The organism is Streptomyces guryensis, assembly GCF_021261325.1.
GTDB lineage: Bacteria > Actinomycetota > Actinomycetes > Streptomycetales > Streptomycetaceae > Streptomyces > Streptomyces guryensis.
Map to the genome: position 1 here is coordinate 215,144 of NZ_JAJSBI010000009.1, position 18,970 is coordinate 234,113.

The window sequence follows — 18,970 nt, forward strand, 5'->3', positions numbered from 1 at the left end:
TTCGAAGCGCGGCACATGGGAAAGGTGACTCGCGATGTCGCTGAGCCTCGGCGATCCGGAGTCCGTAGGCGGCTATGCGCTGGTCGACCGGCTCGGCAGCGGCGGCATGGGCATCGTCTATCTGGGCTCGTCGGACTCGGGACGGCAGGTCGCGGTCAAGGTCGTGCACGCGCAGTACGCGCAGGACGAGGAGTTCCGGACGCGTTTCCGGCAGGAGGTCGCGGCGGCCCGCCGGGTCAGCGGCGCGTTCACCGCCCCGGTGGTGGACGCCGATCCGGACGCCGAACAGCCCTGGATGGCGACGCTGTACGTCCCTGGCCGCACGCTGTCGGACGCCGTGGCCCAGGACGGCCCGTTGCATGGACGCGCGTTGCGTGTGCTCGCACTGGGCCTGGTCGAGGCGCTGCGGGACATCCACCGGGTGGGCATGGTGCACCGCGATCTGAAGCCGAGCAACATTCTGATCGCCGAGGACGGACCCCGAGTCATCGACTTCGGCATCTCGCACGCCGTCGACAACGAGGCCCTCACCATGACCGGCCGGCTGATCGGCACCCCGCCCTTCATGTCTCCGGAGCAGTTCGCCGCGCCGCGCGAGGTCACCGGGGCCTCGGACGTCTTCTCGCTCGGGTCGGTGCTGGTGTACGCGGCCACCGGCAACAGGCCGTTCGACGGCAGCAGCCCGTACTTGACGGGCTATCAGGTGATGTACGAGGCGCCGGACCTGAACGGAGTGGCCGAACCGCTCCGCAGCATCGCCGAACGCTGCCTGGACAAGGACCCGGCCGCCCGGCCCGGCCTCGACGAAGTACGCCGTATGCTCCGGGAGCTGCCGGCTTCCGACGTACCGTCGGTCGTGTCGGTCGTCCCGGTCGCACCGGGCGTCTCCGACTCCGCGGAAGCCGACCGCCGCGCCTCCCGTGCCCACCCCGTCGCGCCGGGCCCGGCCGCCGACGAGGGGAGGACGGAAGCGGTCCCCACCCGGACCGGTCATGGACCCCGGCGACGGCGCGTCCTCATCGGCATCGCCGCGGTCCTTGCCGTCACCGGGGTGAGCATCGCGGCGATGAGAGCCGGATCGCACCAGGACGACGCCTCCCCGTCGCCCACCGCGTCCGGGTCCGGGACCACGGCGGTCCCCGCGTCCGGCGCCGCGGTGACGCTGCCGCCGAAACACGTGCCGTGGGACTACCAGATCGGCGGCGCGTACGCCCCGGCGGCCGGTGTGCGGGTGGTCAGTCGCGACCACGACAGCGAGCCCGTGCCCGGCGTCTACAGCATCTGCAACATCAACGCCTTCCAGGTGCAGGCGGGCGCGGAGCGCGAGTGGGACTCCGACCTGATGCTGCACGACGCCAAGGCGAGTGTCGTGTACGACAAGGCCTGGGACGAGGCGATCCTGGACATCCGCACGGACGCCAAGCGGCAGCGCATCGCCGCCAAGCTGAACAGCTGGATCGACGAGTGCGCGGCCAAGGGGTACAAGGCCGTCGAGCCCGACAACTACGACACCTTCACCCGCTACCCGCAATACCTCAAGTCCGGTCAGGCCGAGGCGTTGATGAAGCTGCTGTCGGCACACGCCCACCACAAGGGCCTGGCCATCGCCCAGAAGAACGCGCTTGAGCTCGTCTCCGACCGTACGTCCGTGGGCCTGGACTTCGCCATGGTGGAGGAGTGCGCAGAGTGGAACGAGTGCGGAGAGTTCGCCGAGGCGTTCGGCGACAACGTGCTCGTGGTCGAGTACACGGCGAAGGGCATGGCGAAGGCGTGCTCGGGCTGGGGCAGTTCCCTGAGCGTCGTCCGCCGCGACGAAGAGGTCGTGCCCAAGGGTTCCAGCGGCTACGTCCACAAGACCTGTTGACGCCCGGCCATCCACCCCATGTGAACTGCGGGTCGGTTTTGGGGAATTGTGGTTGGTGCTTTGCCTGTGCTTGCGTTGCCCGCTCGGCCGCCCGGACCTAGCCTCACCTGCGGAGCCGTGGGAAGGGCAGGCATGCTGAAGACCGTCCGCGAGCAGGCATCGGGTCTCACCAAAGATCAGCGCAATGCTTTTGTCGCCGCCTACCTGGGCTGGGCGATGGACGCCTTCGACTACTTCCTGGTGGTTCTCGTCTACAGCGAGATCGCCGACGACTTCCATGTCTCCCTCACCGACATGGCCTTCCTCACCACCGCCACCCTGGTGATGCGTCCGGTCGGTGCGCTGCTCTTCGGCATGTGGGCGGACCGCAAGGGCCGACGGCTCCCGCTGATGGTGGACGTGTGCTTCTACTCGGTCGTCGGGTTCGCCTGCGCCTTCGCACCCAACTACGCCGTGCTGCTGGTGCTGCGCCTGCTGTACGGCATCGGCATGGGCGGCGAGTGGGGCCTGGGCGCGGCGCTTGCCATGGAGAAGATCCCGGCCGAGCGGCGCGGTTTCTGGTCGGGCCTGCTGCAGAGCGGTTACTCGCTGGGGTATCTGCTCGCCGCCGTGGCCTTCTTCGGCATCGAACCGGCCTTCGGCTGGCGCGGGTTGTTCGCCTTCAGCCTGATACCCGCCCTGGTCGCCCTGTGGGTGCGCACCAGGGTCGAGGAGAGCGAGGTGTGGGAGAAGGGCGTGGCGCTCAACCGCACCCCCGCGTACCAGGTGTTCAAGAACCCGGCGGTGCTCAAGCGCTTCGTCTACCTGGTCGCGCTGATGACCGCCTTCAACTGGATGTCGCACGGCACCCAGGACGTCTACCCGACCTTCGTCAAGAAGGGCCTGGGCCTGTCCCCGGACACCGCGATCGCCATCGCAGTCGTCTACAACATCGGCGCCATCATCGGAGGCATGGTGCTCGGCGCCTACTCCGAGAGGCTGGGGCGCCGCCGCACGATCATGGTCGCTGCGGCGGGGGGCCTGGCCGTGGTGCCCTTCTTCGTGCTGTCCACCGCCGTGGGCTGGCTGATGCTCTCCTCCTTCCTGATGCAGGTGTGCGTCCAGGGCGCCTGGGGCGTCATCCCCGCGCATCTGACGGAGATGAGCCCGGACGCGGTCCGGGGTTTCTACCCGGGCGTCACCTACCAGTTGGGGAACCTGATCGCCGCCCTCAACCTGCCGATCCAGGAGGCCATCGCCGAGCGGCACGGGTATCCGGCGGCGATGACATGGACCGTGGTGCCCGCCCTGGCCGTGGTGATCGCCCTGAGCGCTGTCGGCAAGGAGGCCAAGGGCATCCGGTTCGGCAGCACCGGCACGCACGTCCCGAGCACCGCGACGGCGGACACCGCCTAGCGGAACACCGATCGGCCCCCTGCGTTCCGCCCGCCTCCGCCTCCGCCTCCGCCTCCGCCTCCGCCTCAGCTCACCGCAGAGTCAGCCGACCGCGGAAGTTCTCCGGCACCGGAGCGAACCGGAGGGCCATGGTGATGTTCTCCGGCCGTGCCACCTCCAGCCGGTAGCGCGTGCACAGCAGGTGACACAGGGCCATCAGCTGAACCGTGCCGAGATTCGCGCCGATGCACTTCTTCGGCGCCCATCCGAACGGCACATAACAGGTGCGGTCCGCCGGACCGTGCGGTGCGCCTGGCAGGAAACGGTCCGGATCGAAGACGTCGGGCTGTTTCCAGATCCGCTCGTCACGGTGGATCATGTGCGGGCTCAGCAGATACCACTGCCCCGGCTCCAGGCGGGTGGCTCCCAGGTCGAAGGCGAACTTGGAGCGGCGCACCAGCAGCAGCGGCGGGCTCCACATCCGCAGCACCTCTTTCACGAACCGGTGGGTCACCGGGGCCACACGGGTGGGCGCCGCGCGGAATTCCGCCGGATCCACGCCGCTCAGCTCCTCGCCGAGCCGCTGCTGCCACTCGGGATGCCGGACGAACTCGTACAACAGGCTCGCGGCGGCGGTCCCCGGCGGGCCCCCGATGGCGGTCAGGACGGCGGTGACGACATCCAGCGCGCGGTCCATGCCGAGCTCCGGCAGCAGGTCCACGAAGGGGTCGGCGAGGTCCGCCTCGCGGCGTCGCCGGCCACGGGCGCGCTGCCGCAGCACCCGGCGCACCACCAGCCCCGACCGTATCTGGACGCCGATGAACCGCAGATGGTGCCAGGTGCTGCCGGGTTCGGGCGAGACCAGTCGCAGCAGCTTCATCTCCAGGTCCCGGCGCACCAGTTCCGCCTCGCCGGAGGTGAGGCCGGTCAGCGCGACGGGCAGCAGCGAGCGCAGCGTCACCTCCTGAGTGAGCATGGTCAGGTCGACGTCCTGCCCGACCCGGGCGTCCATGATCCGCTCCATGCGCTCGATCAGCCGGCCGTGGTGTTCGGCCGTCGCGAGGGTGTGCAGCTGGGTCAGCCACGCGGAGCGGATACGGCTCCACCGCATCTCCGGGCTGCGGCGTCGGCGCACCATGTCGACGAGGCGGTCGTGCATCACGAACCGGTGCCAGTTCGTGGCGCTGACGTGGCGTGCCGCCTCCGGTTCGAACACGCCGAGCCGCTGGTCGTCCACCCAGAAGATCCCGTTCTCCTGGGCGCTGCGCATCCGCATGAAACGCAGGAAGTCCTCGGGGTGTTGCGGGGTGGTCATCGTGCACGTTTCCCCTCGTGGGGCGCGGGGAGCCGACCTCCTGGCGTCTCCCCGCGCGGGCCGGTCAGATGTGGTGGTACAGGTACCAGAAGTATTCGTACTGGCCTCGGATGTTGAGGACCGACTTCGCCTTGAGGTACAGCGCGCGCATGGTGGTTCACCTCCTTTCCGGGCAGCCGTCGGGAAGGCTCAGCGTCGCGGTGAACCGCGGCGGAGCCAGCGCCGGACCCACCTGGGGCCCGCCGCCGTCATGGGGGGTGACCGACACGCGCCAGTCACGGGAGAGAAGGCCGACGAGATCCTCCAGCAGCCGTACGGTGACGGTCGCGCCCGCGCAGGTGTGCGGCCCGAGTCCGAACGGCAGGTAGGCGGCGTCGGGCACCCCCGCGGCCCAGCGCTGCGGGAGGAACTCGTCGGGCCGTTCCCAGTACCCGGGATGCCGGTGGACCAGATAGCTGCACACCGCGAGCCGGTCCCGGGTCGTCACCCGTGTCCCGCCCAGCTCCTGCACCCGGCTCGGCGTGCGGGCGAACAGCCACGCCACCGGCCACAGCCGCAGTGCCTCACGCACGGTCCAGCTCGGGTCGGCCGCGGCGCGGTCGGGGTGGGTACCCAGCAGGTAGACGGACCAGCCCAGCGCGAAGCCGACCGACCCGACCGCGGCGAACAGGAACGACAGGTAGACCTCGACGAGATCGTACGGATCCGCCGTCGGGCCGCCTCCGCCGACGACGACGTCGACGAGGTCGCGCGGCTCGGCGCCGCCGTGCTGCCGCAGTGCCTCCTGCCGGACGCACATCTCCCAGTGCAGCGTCCGCAGCGCACGGCGGCGGAAGAGTAGCCGGGAGGCGGCCGAGTGGCGCCGTCGCGCACCCGCCAGGACCGCGCGGGCGACGATCGCCTCCACGGTCGTGTGCAGGTCGGCCGGGGCATCATGGTGCAGCAGCACCTCGCGCAGATGCCGCAGCACCAGCAGGTTCCCGGCATCCGGCCACTCGCTGTACGGCGCGAGCCGCTCGGCGACCAGCCGGGGCAACTCCGCCCGCCGCGCGTCGAGATGACCGCGTATCAGGTGTCGGGCCGCACGGCCGATGCCGATCTGCGCGGAACGCGGCCCGAAGACGCCGTGCCGGTTGTGGAAGAAGTCGGACGTCTCGGCGACGGCGCCGTGCCGGTTGCCCAGCACCGCCCGGACCGCCTCGGGCTCGGCCACGCACACCGCGCCCATGGCCGAGCGCCACACGTCGTGCACACCGTCGAACTCCGCTGCCAGCAGGGCCAGCCGGTCGCCGCGGCGGCATGGGCCCCCGCTGTTCACGGGACGTGCCGGCGTCGACTCCATGGGGCCCTCCATAGGTGGTGGTGCGGATGGCGGTCCGCGGGGACCGGTGTGCGTGGCCTGCGGCCGACGGGAACAGCCTGCTGAGCGGGCGCCGCGCTGTCGCCTGCTGTGCCGCTGAGCGGAACGGCGCGGCAACTCGTGGGCCTGCGGTGCGCCGGCCGCCGTCGTCCGAGCGACGGCCGCCCGACCGGCGCTCACCCTGGTGCCACGGACGCGGGTACCGGCGCCGCGCCAGAGGGGCCGGGGGCGGCGGTCCCGGGTGCGGTGCCGGTCCGGGGCGGGGTGTCGCTGCCCGGGCGTGGGAGTTTGCCCGTTGGGGCGGCGGGCCCGGTGGACCAGCCCCCGCCTGCGTTGCGGTCTCCGGGGTGGATGCCTGGCAGGCGGCGGTTGCTGCAGCGTGTGCCCAATGGGCAGATGCTCGTTCACCGGGTCTCAGCGGTGACGGGCGAGTCCCGCCGTGATGGCTGCCGCCGCGCGGCGGGCCGGGTCGGCGAGGCGTTCCAGTCGGTGGTCCGGGTCGGTCAGGACGCTCAGCGCCGCCACCGGGACGCCGTGCGCCGTGTGGACGGGTACGGCGGTGCAGCACACCCCCTCCAGCACCTCCTCCCGGTCGTACGCGGCGCCGGACTCCCGGATCCGCGCGGCCTCGTTCGGCCAGCCCCGGGGCAGCGGACCGAGCGGCAGGGCGGGCTGGGCCCAGGCGGTCAGCACCTTGCCGGCCGCCGTGTGCCACGGCCAGGTCTGGCGGTCGTCGGGCAGGGGCGGCGGGACGTCCGCGGTGGTCGACCAGTTCAGGACCAGCGTCTGCCCCTCGTGCAGCACGGCGAGGCCGACCGTCATGCCGGTGACGGCCGCCAGCCGCCGCAGGGGACGCTCGGCGGCCGACCGGAGGCCCGGGTAGGGCTGCCAGCCATGGCCCAGTCGGAACATGCCCGGGCCGATGCGGTAGTGGCCCGCACTGCGTTCGACGGCCCCCAGCTCCACGAGCTGGTCGAGCAGCCGGTAGGCGGTCGTCTTGGGCAGCCCACACGTCGAGGCCAGCACGGTCACGCCGGCCCCCTCCTCCTGGCGCAGGGCGTGCAGCAGGGCGAAGGCGCCCTCCAGGACACTGCGACCGGCCGTCGCGGACAGCGGACCGTCCGGGCCGGGCAAGGGCGCGCTGTTCAGCGGTCCGATCCGGGCAGGCGCAGAGGCGGTCGCAATCGCCGTGTTCGATCGATGCACGTGTCAACCCCCGTGTTCACGTGAGCCCCGTTCAGTGACTGTGCGGGTCGCGGTCGCGCGTGCGCCGTGCTGTCGTACCGGCGCGGGCGTCGCTCCCGTCAGGGTGGGGGGCGGGGGTGGGCCGAGATTTTGCCGAAAGCTTGTCGCCCTGCTCGTCAGTGTGAGGAGACTGTGGATGGAATGTGAACGGGGGGTGGGTGCAGTGCTGCGGCTGTGTCTGTCGGGACCGGTGGAAGTGCTGGTGCGGGAAGCGCCGGTGGATCTCGGACCGCCCCAACGCCGGGCGGTACTGGCCGCATTGGCCGCGGACGCCGGACGGCTCGTACCGGTCGAGGTGCTCATCGACCGGATCTGGGGCGCCGATCCGCCGGAGGGCGCGCGCCGCTCCCTGTACGCGCACATCGCCCGCATCCGGCGGCTGGCCGAGCGCCTGGAAGACGTGGGCGACGGACGATTACCGGTGCTGCGCCGCTCCGGCGGCTACCAACTGGACCTCGACCCCGACCGGATCGACCTGCACCGCTTCCATCGTCTGGCCGCACTGGCGCGCGACGACACACAGCCCGACCGCAAGCGTGCCGCGCTGCTGCGCGAGGCACTCGAACTGTGGCGCGGCGAACCCTTCGCCGGTCTGCCCGGGACCTGGCCCGCCCGGATGCGCGAGACCTGGCGCAGACAGCGCGTGGACGCGGCCCTGCGGCTGGCGGACATCGAGATCCGCGGCGGCGACCCGGCAGCCGTCGTGGGCCGGCTGACCGATCTGCTGGGTGAGTACCCGTTGACCGAACCCCTCGCGGAGTCCCTGATGCGGGCCCTGCACACGGCCGGCGACAGCGGCGAGGCGCTGCGCTGCTACGCGCAGACCAGGCAGCGCCTGGTGGCGGAGCTCGGCACGGAACCCGGCCGCCGCCTGCGGGAGCTGCACCAGGAGATCCTCCGGGAACAGCCTCTCGGACACGAACACGAGGCGGTGACCGCTCTTCCGTCCGCGTCGGCGACCCCGCCGCCACCAACCGCCCCGGGCAACGGTCACCGGGCGGCGCGGGAGGCGCCGGTCCCGGCGGGCATCAGCGTCCCCTGCACCGCACCCGCTCAACTCCCCATGGGCGTAACGGGTTTCACCGGCCGTACCGACGAACTCGCCCGTCTGGACGCGCTGCTGGCGGACGCCGCCCGACGCCCGGTGGCGGTGGTCGTGTCCGCGCTGTCGGGCATGGGCGGAGTGGGCAAGACCGCGCTGGCGGTGCACTGGGCCCGGCAGGTGCGCCAGGCGTTTCCCGACGGGCAGCTGTATGTGAACCTGCGCGGCTTCGACCCCGGCGGCGCGCCCCTCGCCCCGGACCGGGCCGTACGCGGATTCCTCGACGCGCTGGGGGTGCCCGCCACCCGGGTGCCGGAGTCACTGGATGCGCAGGTGGGCCTGTACCGCAGCCTGCTGTCCGGCCTGCGGGTCCTGGTGGTGCTCGACAACGCCCGTGACGCCGATCAGGTGCGGCCGCTGCTGCCCGGCGCGCCGGGCTGTCTGGCCCTGGTGAGCAGCCGCAGCCCGCTGACCGGACTCGCCGCCGCGGAGGGAGCACATCTGCTCGCCCTCGACCTGCTCACCGCCGAGGAGTGCCGCGAGCTGCTCGCCGCCCGCCTGGGCGCCGCACGGGTGGCGGCCGAGGCCGCCGCCGTCGACGAGATCGTCGTGCGCTGTGCCGGGCTGCCGCTCGCCCTCGCCGTCGTCGCCGCCCGCGCCGCCGCCCGCCCCGCCGTGCCGCTGGCCGGCTTCGCCGAGGAACTGCGCACCGCCGAACGGATCCTGGACCCACTGGACACCGGTGATCCGGCCACCGCGGTACGGACGGTGTTCCACTGGTCGTACCGGACGCTCAGTCCGCAGGCGTCACGCCTGTTCCGGTTCCTGGGCCTGCATCCCGGCCCCGACGCCGATCTGACGGCCCTCGCCGCACTCGCCGGCGCCAGGGTCGGCCAGGTGCGGGCACCGGTGACGGAACTGACCGCGGCCCACCTGCTGACCGAGCACACCCCTCACCGCTACACCTGCCACGACCTGCTGCGGGCCTACGCCCTCGAACTGGTCGCCGAGCACGACGACGAAACCACCGTGCACACCGCGACCCGCCGCGTTCTGGACCACTACCTGCACACCGCGTACGCGGCCGATGCCCTGCTCACCCGGCGACGCCACCCGCTGACGCTCGCCCCGGCCGAGCCCGGTGCCCAGCCCCGTCAACTCGCCGAGACCGACGAGGCGTTGGCATGGCTGATCGCCGAACAGGCGGTCCTGCTCTCAGCCGTGGAGCACCCACGGGTCGGCTTCGACGGCTACACCTGGCAGTTCGCCGCGACCTTGACCACGTTCCTGGAACGCCAGGGCAACTGGCAGGCCCTCACAGACGTCCACACCACCGCCCTCGACGCGGCGGTGCACCACGAGGACCTGGCCGGTCAGGCGGCCGGCCACCGCGGCCTGGGGCTGGCCCGCTTCCAACTGCGCGACCCGCGGGGGGCCCGCCACCACTTCACCCGCGCCCTCGACCTCTTCGGGCAGCTGGACGACCACGCCGGCCTGGCCCGCACCTACCAGAACCTGGCCAAGATGGCCTGGGCACACGGAGCGCCCCGTGAGGCACTGCAGCACGCCCGCAGCGCGCTGGAGCACTTCCTGCTCGCCCACGACCGCGGCGGCCAGGCGGTCGCCCTCAACGACATCGGCTGGTACCTCGCCGAACTCGGCGAGCTGCGCCAGGCGCTCGACCACTGCCGACGGGCCCTCCCGCTGGTCCAGGCGACGGGCGACCTGAGCGGCCAGGCCCACACCTGGGACAGCCTGGGCTACATCCACCGGCACCTGGGCCGCCACGCCACCGCCGTCGAGTGCTACGACCGGGCCCTCGCCCTCTTCCGCAAGACGGGCGACCGCCGCAGCGAGGCCATCGGCCTCACCTACCTCGGCGACACCCACGAGGAGGCGGGCGCCCCCGGACCCGCGCTGGACGCCCGGCGGCGCGCCCTGGACCTGTTCGACGAACTGGGTCTGCCGGAGGCCGACACCCTGCGCACCAGACTCCGTACGCCGTCTCTGCACCTGCCGAGCGAACGGCGGTGAGCCTGAGTGAAAACCCGTTGGCGGACCATGGCGACCCCCTGCTAGCTTTCCGGAGGCCGTGCCGGAGAACGAGGAGGTGGTACCCGTGAACACAGTATCGACATGGGTGCTCCCCTCCGGGGTCGCGGTCGGACGATAGACAGGTCGTCCGGGAGCGCCGTTCCAAGCGCACTCCCGAAAGGCACGACCATGCGATTCACTTCCGAACATCGCCTCGACGACGGCGTCCTCGAACGCGAATTCACCCTCGGCGAGATCCCCGGCATCCTGTGGACGCCCGCATCCGCGCCCGCTCCGGCGTCACTGATCCTGCTCGGCCACCCCTCGCTCGGACTGCGCAGGATGTACCCGCGGCTGGTGGCCCGGGCCCGGCATGCCGCGGCGGACGGCTTCGCCGCGGCCACCATCGAGCTTCCCGGGAGCGGTGACCGGCCCCGTTGGGCCGCCGCCGAGCAGGCCCGCGCCGAACTGCGCCGGGTCAGGGAGGCCGGTCGACCGGTCGGCGACGAGCTCATCGACGCTCTCATCCTCCCGCTCGTCGAGAGGGCGGTCCCGGAATGGCGGGCGGCCCTGGACGCCCTGCTGCCGTTGCCTGAGATCGGCGGCCCCGTCGGGTACTCGGGGGGAGTGATCTCCATCGGGATCCGGCTGGCGGTGGTCGAGCCGCGGATCGTGGCGGCCGGCTTCTTCGCCGGAAGTCTCGTGCCGCGCGCCATGTTCGAGGAGGCCCGCCAGGTCACCATCCCGCTGCACGTCCTGCTGCAGTGGGACGACGAAGGCAACGACCGGCAGGCGGCCCTGGACCTGTTCGACGCCTTCGGATCCAAGGAGAAGTCGCTGCACGCCAACATGGGCGGGCACACCGGCGTCCCGCAGTTCGCGGGGGAGGGCGCGGCCGGGTTCTTCGCCCGGCACCTGAAGTAGGGCCGGGCCGCCCGACCGGCAGCTGCGCGTCTGTGTCGGACAGCGGATGAAGGGCCGACCGTGATCCACCCGTTCGGGTCACCGGCAGGCGGTCCGAACCGGCGTGTCACCCTTGCCCGATCGCCGCTCGTCGTACTCACTCCCCGCCTTCCGCGTCCTTTGGCCTGCCCACCGGGTGACAGGCGGGTGAAGCCTGAGGCGCCGTGCGCTTCTCGGGGCATGCATGAGGATCCCGGCCGGTCGCGGCCGGACGGCGGGGCACCACGCGCGGGAGGCGAGAGTGACGCACGAACGAGCCGATCAGACCGGCCACCACACCCACAGGGTGCCGGTGCTCATCGTCGGGGGCTCTCTGGTCGGCCTGTCGACCTCGTTGTTCCTCGGGCGGCTGGGGGTGCGCCACCTGCTGGTGGAGCGTCACACCGGCACCTCCATCCACCCGCGCGGCCGCGGCAACAACATCCGCACGATGGAACTGTTCCGGGTGGCCGGCGTCGAACCGGCGATCCACGAGGCCGCCGCCACCCTGGCCGACAACCACGGCATCCTGCAGACCCCCACCCTGGTCGGCGACGCGGGCGAGTGGCTGTTCCGGGAGATCGACCCCGGTGGCGGACTGGCCCGCTTCAGCCCCGGCGCCTGGTGTCTGTGCAGCCAGAACGACCTGGAGCCGGTCCTGCTCGAACAGGCCGCGGCCCTCGGCGGCGACCTGCGCTTCGCCACCGAACTGATGTCGTTCGAGAGCGGTCCCACCGGAGTCACCGCGGTGGTCAAGAGCCGGGAGACGGGTGAGCACACCACCATCCACGCGGACTACCTCGTCGCAGCCGACGGCCCCCGCAGCCCCGTCCGCGAGCAGCTCGGCATCGGCCACAGCGGACCCGGCGACCTGTTCCACAACGTCAGCCTCACCTTCCGCTCCCGCCGCCTGGCGGACGTCGTCGGCGAGCGCCGCTTCATCGTCTGCTACCTCACCAGCCCGGCCGCCGACGGCGCGCTGCTCCCGGTGGACAACCGCGAGAACTGGGTCTTCCACGCCCCCTGGCACCCCGAACACGGCGAAACGCTGGAGGAGTTCACCGACGAGCGGTGCGCCGAGCACATCCGCCGCGCGGTCGGCGTGCCGGATCTCGACGTGCAGATCACCGGCCGGGCCCCCTGGCACGCCGCCCAGCGCGTCGCCCGCAGCTACCGCTCCGAACGGGTCTTCCTGGCCGGGGACTCGGCCCACGAGATGTCCCCGACCGGGGCCTTCGGCTCCAACACCGGAATCCAGGACGCGCACAACCTCGCCTGGAAGCTGGCCGCGGTGCTCGGCGGCTGGGCAGGGGAGGACCTGCTGGACTCCTACGACGCCGAGCGCCGCCCGGTCGCGGAGGCGACCAGCGCACGGGCCGCCGACCGGTCGGCCGAGCACAGCCACCCCGGATTCACCCCGCCGCCCGACACCGGCGGCGGCCCCCCGCGCGGCATCCTCAACGTCGCCCTGGGCTACCGCTACCGGCAGGGCGCGGTCGTCGGCACCGACCCCTCGGCCGCGGTCGTTCCGGAGAAGCTCGAACTGACCGGCGAGCCCGGCAGCAGGGCCCCCCATATGTGGGTGCGGCACGGCGCCGAACGGATCTCCACCCTCGACCTCTACGAACGGTCCCTGGTCCTGCTCAGCGACGCCGGCGACGACAGCGGATGGCACCGGGCCGCCGGCCGCCTCGCCGTGGAGATGTCGGTGCCGATCCGCTCGTACCGGGTGGGCGGCGGCCCCGGCGCGGAACTGGTACCGGAAGGGGATGCGCCGTGGACGGAGCGGCACGGCACGACACCCGGGGGCGCCGTGCTCGTCCGGCCCGACGGGTTCGTCGCATGGCGCTCACCCGGCCCGGACCCGGACGCCGAATCGGTACTGCGGCAGGTCCTGCACACCGTGCTGGCACTGGCCTGATCGCCCTCAGAGGTACCCGGGGCGAACCCCTGGGCCTTTCACCCAGGTGATCGCCCCGACTGGTGGTGAGGTGACGACTGACTGACGGTGGTTCACGTCGGGGTCCGGTCAAGTCAGCTGATGAAGTACCAGCTGCCGGTCCTTGGCGGAAGGACGTTCCTATGCGTTCTGCTCGCATTTTTCTGGCCACAGCGGCGGTCTCCGCCGTTCTCGCCATCGGTGCGCCCGGCGCGTTCGCAAGTGGTGGCGACTGGGACAACGACGGCTCTTCGCACAGCAAGGAGCACGGTAAGGAACACGGCAAGGAGCACGGCAAGGAGTCCAGGCACGAGGCACCGCGCGGCGGCATGCACACCGGTGGAGGCGCGCTGACCGCGGTGAACGACGACGGAGGCTGGGGCGGCTCGCGGGACCCCAAGACGGACCCGGACACCTACCGGGACGACTCATGGGGCCGTGACCACGAGGGCCGTGACGACGAGGGTGGCGGCCGCGGCAACGACTCCTGGGGCGGCGGCGACCACGAGAAGCCCAGGGGCGGCATGCACACCGGCGGCGGGGCGCTCGCAGCGCCGACCGCGACCGCTGGTGGGCTGGCCGTGCTGGGGGTCGTCGCGACCGGACTGTACGCGGTGCGCCGGAAGAAGCCGGCCGTGGGCACGGCCTGACCCGTGCCCGACGCGACAGCGCAGCCGCGGCCGTCACCCGAGCCCTGTGCGGCGGCCGCGGGGCGCTCCGCCGGCGGGGCCGCGATATGCCGTCGCTCGTCCGCGGCGCCATCGTGGCTGGTCGCGTCCCGCGGCGGAGCCGCATATGGATGCGGCCCCGCGCCCCTTCGGGGCGCTGCTCAGCGCCCCCGCCGCTCTGCCGCCGTGCCTGAATGAGGTGCTCTCCGATGGCAGTTCCTCCTCCTTCTCCCAACTCCGACGACCAACCGGCGCCCACCGAACCGGGGGCACCCCGCTCGGGCGTGCTGACGGCCTGCGCCGCCGCCTGCCTGGTGCTGGCGGCGAGCCTGCTCAGCGGCCAGAACACCGCCGCCGACGCCACCCGCCCGCAACCCGCCGCGTCGGCGCCGCGCCAGGCCGCGTCCGTCCCGCACTCCGGCACGTCGGCCGCGTCCGCCGGGCAGCCGGTGGGCAAGCACCTGCCCCGGTCGAGACCCGTGCGCCTGCGCATCCCGAAGATCTGGGTCGACGCCCCCTTCACGGGCCTCTCCATCGGCCCCAACGGGCAGCTGCAAGCTCCCCCCGGCGCCGACACCAACCTCGTCGGCTGGCACACCGGGGGAGCCTCCCCCGGCGAGCCGGGGACCGCGATCATCGCCGGGCACGTCGACACCAAGACGTCCGCGGCCGTCTTCGCCAACCTCGGCCAGTTGGCCAAAGGCGATCTCTTCTACGTCCTGCGCGCCGACGGGCGCACGGCGACCTTCCGGGTCGACAGCGTGGAGACCTTCGAGAAGGACGACTTCCCCAGCGACCGCGTGTACGACGACACCCCCCAGGCCCAGGTGCGGCTCATCACCTGTGCGGGCAACTACGACCGGTCGGTCATGGACTACACGGACAACCTGGTGGTCTTCGCCCACCTCGTCTGAGCATCACCCGCGTAGGCCATACGAGTCGCGCGCTCCGGGCCACGGGCACACGATCGAGGAGCGCCGACGCCGCCGACCGCGGCCGACGTCCGCTTCCGCCCCCCTGAAGGAGATGTGCGCAGGATGACGACCACGTCCGAACGTGTTTCCGATCCGCTGGCGCGACAGATGTCGCCCCGGGTCTCCCAGTCCGTGTTCGACGGCTCCCGACTCCGGGTCGTCCTGCTGGTCGACGTCTACGACGGAGCCCAGCAGCAGTTCCTGGAGGCGTACGAGCTCCTGTGCAACCAGGTCGCCTCCGTCCCCGGACACGTCAGCGACCAGCTGTGCCAGTCCATCGAGAACCCCTCCCAATGGCTCATCACCAGTGAGTGGGAGAGCGCCCCGCCGTTCCTCGCCTGGGTGAACAGCGAGGAACACGTGCGGATGGTGGAGCCGCTGCACAACTGTGTCCGGGACACCAGGTCGCTGCGCTTCCACATCGTCCGTGAGACCGGCGGCCCGGCCCTCGGCGCCGAGCCCGGCAAGCGCCGGCTCCAGGCGTCCCCCCGGATCGGCGACGGCCTGATCCGGCACGCCCTCACCTTCACCGTCAGGCCGGGCAGCGAGGAGAAGGTCGCGAAGATCCTCGCCGACTACGCCTCACCCGAGCCGAAGGTCGACGACTCCACCCGGCTGTGCCGCACCTCGCTGTTCATGCACGGCAACCGGGTGGTACGGGCCGTCGAGGTGCGCGGCGACCTGCTCGCCGCACTGCGCCATGTCGCCCGGCAGCCCGAGGTGCGCGCCGTCGAGGAGGCCATCAACGCCTATCTGGAACAGGACCGGGACCTCGACGACCCCGAGTCCGCCCGCGTCTTCTTCACCCGGGCCGCACTGCCCGCCGTCCACCACGTGACGCTGGAGCAGCAGGACCCGCAGGAGGAGCGGCACGCCCTGTCCTATCCGGCCCGGCCCGGCTGCGGCATGCGCCTGGCCGAGGCACTGGCCCGGCACGACGAGGCCGCCGCGGACGATCCGCGCAGCCCGATCCTGCGCAGCACGATCTTCCAGCGCGACGACGTCGTCGTACGGCTGATCGACGTACGCGGCGGACTGGCGGCCGCCGACCCCGCCCTCGTCCTGGGCCTGCAGGACCCCGGTCAGTCGGCCGAGCTGACGAGCTTCCGCATCGACGCGTCCGCGCCCCGGCACGGCGAACTCGCGCGTTTCATCGGGCTCGCCCGCATGGACCTCGTCACCGACCGTCGCTCGCCGGAGGCCTGAAGCGCCATCAGCCGGGCGGGCGGCCACCGCCCCCACGTCGATGCAGGACCTGATCGGAGGAACGCCGTGATCACTTCCCGTCCCAGAATCGTGGATCTCAGCGAGGTCGAGCCCAACCGTCGGCGCGGCGGCGACCTGCGTGCCATGCTCACCCCCGCCACGGTCGGCTCCACCAGCGGATTCATGGGCGTCGCCATCGTGCGGCCCGGCGAGCGCATCGGGGAGCACTACCACCCGTACTCCGAGGAGTTCGTGTACGTCGTGTGCGGGGACCTGGAGGTGGACCTCGACGGCGTCCCCCAGCCGCTGCGGCCCGAACAGGGGCTCATGATCCCCATGCACATGCGGCACCGCTTCCGCAACGTCGGCAACGTCGAGGCCCGCATCGTCTTCCACCTCGGCCCGCTGGCCCCCAGCCCGCCGCTCGGCCACGTCGACACCGAGGAGAGCGACGCCGTCGAAGAGGTCCGGTCATGACACGCCGGGTGGCCGTCACCGGCATAGGCGTCGTCGCACCCGGCGGCACAGGGGTACCGGCGTTCTGGGACCTGCTGGCCGCCGGGCGCACGGCGACGCGGGGCATCACGTTCTTCGACCCGGCCGGCCTGCGTTCCCGGATAGCCGCCGAGTGCGACTTCGATCCGGCGGCGCACGGGCTGGACGCGGAGCAGACCGCACGGTGCGACCGCTACATACAGTTCGCCCTGGTCGCCGCGGCGGAGGCGATACGCGACGCCGGCCTCGAGACCGAGCGGGAGAACCCCTGGCGCGTCGGGGTCTCGCTGGGCACCGCGGTCGGCGGCACCACCCGGCTGGAGCACGACTACGTGCGAGTCAGCCATCACGGGCAGCGCTGGGACGTGGACGCGCGGGAGGCCGGCCCGTATCTGCACCGCGCGTTCGCGCCCAGCACCCTCGCCGCCACGGTGGCCGAGCGGTTCGGTGCGCGCGGCCCGGTGCAGACCGTCTCCACGGGCTGCACCTCGGGGCTCGACGCGGTCGGATACGCCTTCCACACCGTCGAGGAGGGCCGCGCCGACGTGTGCATCGCGGGCGCCTCGGACTCGCCGATCTCCCCGATCACCATGGCCTGCTTCGACGCGATCAAGGCCACGTCCCCGAACAACGACGACCCCGCGCACGCCTCGCGCCCCTTCGACGCCGACCGCGACGGGTTCGTCATGGGCGAGGGCGGCGCGGTGCTCGTCCTTGAGGAGCTCGAACACGCCCGGGCCCGTGGCGCGCACGTCTACTGCGAACTCGCCGGCTACGCCACCTTCGGCAACGCCTACCACATGACCGGACTGACCCGGGAGGGCGTGGAGATGGCGAAGGCCATCGAGGCCGCCCTCGACCACGCCCGGCTGGACGGCACGGCCATCGACTACGTCAACGCGCACGGCTCGGGCACCCAGCAGAACGACCGCCACGAGACCGCCGCGGTGAAACGGGCCCTGGGCCCGCACGCCTACGACACGCCGATGAGCTCCATCAAGTCCATGGTGGGCCACTCCCTCGGCGCGATCGGCGCCATCGAACTCGTCGCCTGTGTCCTGGCGTTGGCGCACCAGATCGTCCCGCCGACCGCCAACTACGAGACCCCGGACCCGGAGTGCGACCTCGACTACGTACCGCGCGTCGCACGCGAGCGGAGACTGCACAGCGTGCTCTCGGTGGGCAGCGGGTTCGGGGGCTTCCAGTCGGCGGTGGTCCTGACCCGGCCGAGGGAGAAGACACGATGAGCGAACCGCATCCACGGCGGGCGGCCATCACCGGAATCGGCGTGGTCGCACCCAACGGATCCACCACGGAGACCTTCTGGAAGTCCGCCAAGGAGGGCATCTGCGTCCTGGACCGGGTCACCCGCGAGGGTTGCGAACACCTGCCGCTGAGGGTGGCGGGCGAGGTCCGCGACTTCGACCCGTCGGCCGCCATCGAGGAACGCTTCCTCGTCCAGACCGACCGGTTCACCCACTTCGCGATGGCCGCCGCCGACCTCGCGCTGGACGATGCCCGGCTCGGCCGGCCCGAAACCGACGGCTCCCCGTTCTCCGTGGGTGTGGTCACCGCGGCCGGTTCCGGCGGCGGCGAGTTCGGGCAGCGGGAACTGCAGCAACTGTGGGGCAAGGGCAGTCGCTTCGTCGGCCCGTACCAGTCCATCGCCTGGTTCTACGCAGCCAGTACCGGCCAGATATCCATCCGCCGCGGCTTCAAGGGCCCCTGCTCGGTCGTGGCCAGCGACGAGGCCGGGGGCCTGGACGCCCTCGCGCACGCGGCGCGGGCCGTGCGGCGCGGCACCGACGTGATCGTGACCGGATCGACCGAGGCGCCGCTCGCTCCCTACTCGGTCGTCTGCCAGCTCGGCTACGCGGAACTCAGCACCGAAGCCGACCCGGCCCGCGCCTACCGCCCGTTCACCTCCGCGGCCTGCGGATTCGTACCCGCCGAGGGCGGTGCCATGTTCGTCGTCGAGGACGAGGGGACGGCTCTGGCGCGCGGCGCGCGCGTGCAGGCGCTCCTCGCCGGGCACGCGGCCACCTTCACCGGCGCCTCCCGCTGGGAGCAGTCCCGGGAAGGCCTCGCCCACGCCGTCCGGGGCGCCCTGGCCGAAGCCGGCTGCGCACCCGAGGAGATCGACGTCGTCTTCGCCGACGCCCTCGGTGTGCCGGAGGCGGACCGCGCCGAGGCCCTCGCGATCGCCGACGCACTCGGCAGGCACGGCACCCGCGTGCCCGTCACCGCACCGAAGACCGGCATCGGCCGCGGCTACGGCGCGGCGGCGGTGCTCGACACCGCGGCGGCCGTGCTCGCCATGGAGCACGGCCTGATCCCGCCCACCCCCAACGTCTACGACGTCTGCCACGAACTCGACCTCGTGACCGGCCGGGCCCGCCTCGCCGAGCTGCGCACGGCACTCGTCCTGAGCCGGGGCCTCATGGGGTCGAACTCGGCGCTGGTGCTGCGGCACGGCGCCACCGGAGCCTCGTCCTGAGGCACCGCAAAGCAG

At 72.2% G+C, this 18,970-nt stretch carries 15 protein-coding genes; 11 read left to right on the top strand and 4 right to left on the bottom strand.

Annotation, left to right across the window (positions count from 1 at the left end; translation table 11 throughout):
* Positions 1 to 34 precede the first annotated feature (34 nt).
* A complete protein-coding gene (locus LJ657_RS20100) occupies positions 35 to 1,864 on the top strand; it encodes an endo alpha-1,4 polygalactosaminidase (protein WP_232650058.1) in 1,830 nt (609 codons plus the stop codon).
* 132 nt (positions 1,865 to 1,996) lie between these two features.
* Complete coding sequence (locus LJ657_RS20105) at positions 1,997 to 3,259, top strand: MFS transporter (protein WP_232650060.1); 1,263 nt, start codon at positions 1,997 to 1,999, stop codon at positions 3,257 to 3,259.
* 70 nt (positions 3,260 to 3,329) lie between these two features.
* Here LJ657_RS20105 and LJ657_RS20110 read toward each other — a convergent pair whose 3' ends face one another.
* The 4 genes from LJ657_RS20110 to LJ657_RS20125 form a co-directional block, all read right to left on the bottom strand.
* Positions 3,330 to 4,553 (bottom strand): cytochrome P450, encoded by a 1,224-nt coding sequence (locus tag LJ657_RS20110; protein WP_232650061.1) that lies wholly within the window; start codon positions 4,551 to 4,553, stop codon positions 3,330 to 3,332.
* Between the two features lie 64 nt (positions 4,554 to 4,617).
* Positions 4,618 to 4,704, bottom strand: a complete 87-nt coding sequence (locus LJ657_RS49500; RefSeq protein WP_461696010.1) for a hyalucidin A family RiPP precursor — start codon at positions 4,702 to 4,704, stop codon at positions 4,618 to 4,620.
* 6 nt (positions 4,705 to 4,710) lie between these two features.
* On the bottom strand, positions 4,711 to 5,895 hold the full coding sequence (locus tag LJ657_RS20115) for a cytochrome P450 (RefSeq protein ID WP_232650062.1): 1,185 nt from the start codon (positions 5,893 to 5,895) through the stop codon (positions 4,711 to 4,713).
* Between the two features lie 432 nt (positions 5,896 to 6,327).
* Positions 6,328 to 7,047: an IclR family transcriptional regulator gene (locus LJ657_RS20125; RefSeq protein ID WP_232650063.1), complete on the bottom strand. Its 720-nt coding sequence runs from the start codon at positions 7,045 to 7,047 to the stop codon at positions 6,328 to 6,330.
* Between the two features lie 247 nt (positions 7,048 to 7,294).
* On the opposite strand from LJ657_RS20125, the gene LJ657_RS20130 reads away from it, so the two are divergent.
* The 9 genes from LJ657_RS20130 (at position 7,295) to LJ657_RS20170 (ending at position 18,955) form a co-directional block, all read left to right on the top strand.
* A complete protein-coding gene (locus LJ657_RS20130) occupies positions 7,295 to 10,234 on the top strand; it encodes an AfsR/SARP family transcriptional regulator (protein ID WP_232650065.1) in 2,940 nt (979 codons plus the stop codon).
* A 189-nt stretch (positions 10,235 to 10,423) separates the two neighbouring features.
* Positions 10,424 to 11,158 (top strand): alpha/beta hydrolase, encoded by a 735-nt coding sequence (locus tag LJ657_RS20135; RefSeq protein WP_232650066.1) that lies wholly within the window; start codon positions 10,424 to 10,426, stop codon positions 11,156 to 11,158.
* 223 nt (positions 11,159 to 11,381) lie between these two features.
* The gene (locus tag LJ657_RS20140; RefSeq protein WP_232650068.1) at positions 11,382 to 13,097 is read left to right on the top strand and encodes an FAD-dependent oxidoreductase; all 1,716 of its coding nucleotides are present in this window, start codon (positions 11,382 to 11,384) and stop codon (positions 13,095 to 13,097) included.
* 161 nt (positions 13,098 to 13,258) lie between these two features.
* Positions 13,259 to 13,765, top strand: coding sequence for a hypothetical protein (locus tag LJ657_RS20145; protein ID WP_232650070.1), 507 nt, complete (start codon positions 13,259 to 13,261; stop codon positions 13,763 to 13,765).
* A gap of 227 nt (positions 13,766 to 13,992) precedes the next feature.
* Complete coding sequence (locus LJ657_RS20150) at positions 13,993 to 14,697, top strand: class F sortase (RefSeq protein ID WP_232650072.1); 705 nt, start codon at positions 13,993 to 13,995, stop codon at positions 14,695 to 14,697.
* Between the two features lie 123 nt (positions 14,698 to 14,820).
* Positions 14,821 to 15,963: a SchA/CurD-like domain-containing protein gene (locus LJ657_RS20155; protein ID WP_232650074.1), complete on the top strand. Its 1,143-nt coding sequence runs from the start codon at positions 14,821 to 14,823 to the stop codon at positions 15,961 to 15,963.
* Between the two features lie 66 nt (positions 15,964 to 16,029).
* Complete coding sequence (locus LJ657_RS20160; RefSeq protein WP_232650076.1) at positions 16,030 to 16,440, top strand: cupin domain-containing protein; 411 nt, start codon at positions 16,030 to 16,032, stop codon at positions 16,438 to 16,440.
* Positions 16,437 to 17,705 (top strand): beta-ketoacyl-[acyl-carrier-protein] synthase family protein, encoded by a 1,269-nt coding sequence (locus LJ657_RS20165; protein ID WP_232650077.1) that lies wholly within the window; start codon positions 16,437 to 16,439, stop codon positions 17,703 to 17,705. The genes LJ657_RS20160 and LJ657_RS20165 overlap by 4 nt, the downstream gene beginning before the upstream one ends.
* Positions 17,702 to 18,955: a beta-ketoacyl synthase N-terminal-like domain-containing protein gene (locus LJ657_RS20170; protein WP_232650079.1), complete on the top strand. Its 1,254-nt coding sequence runs from the start codon at positions 17,702 to 17,704 to the stop codon at positions 18,953 to 18,955. The genes LJ657_RS20165 and LJ657_RS20170 overlap by 4 nt, the downstream gene beginning before the upstream one ends.
* Positions 18,956 to 18,970 lie beyond the last annotated feature (15 nt).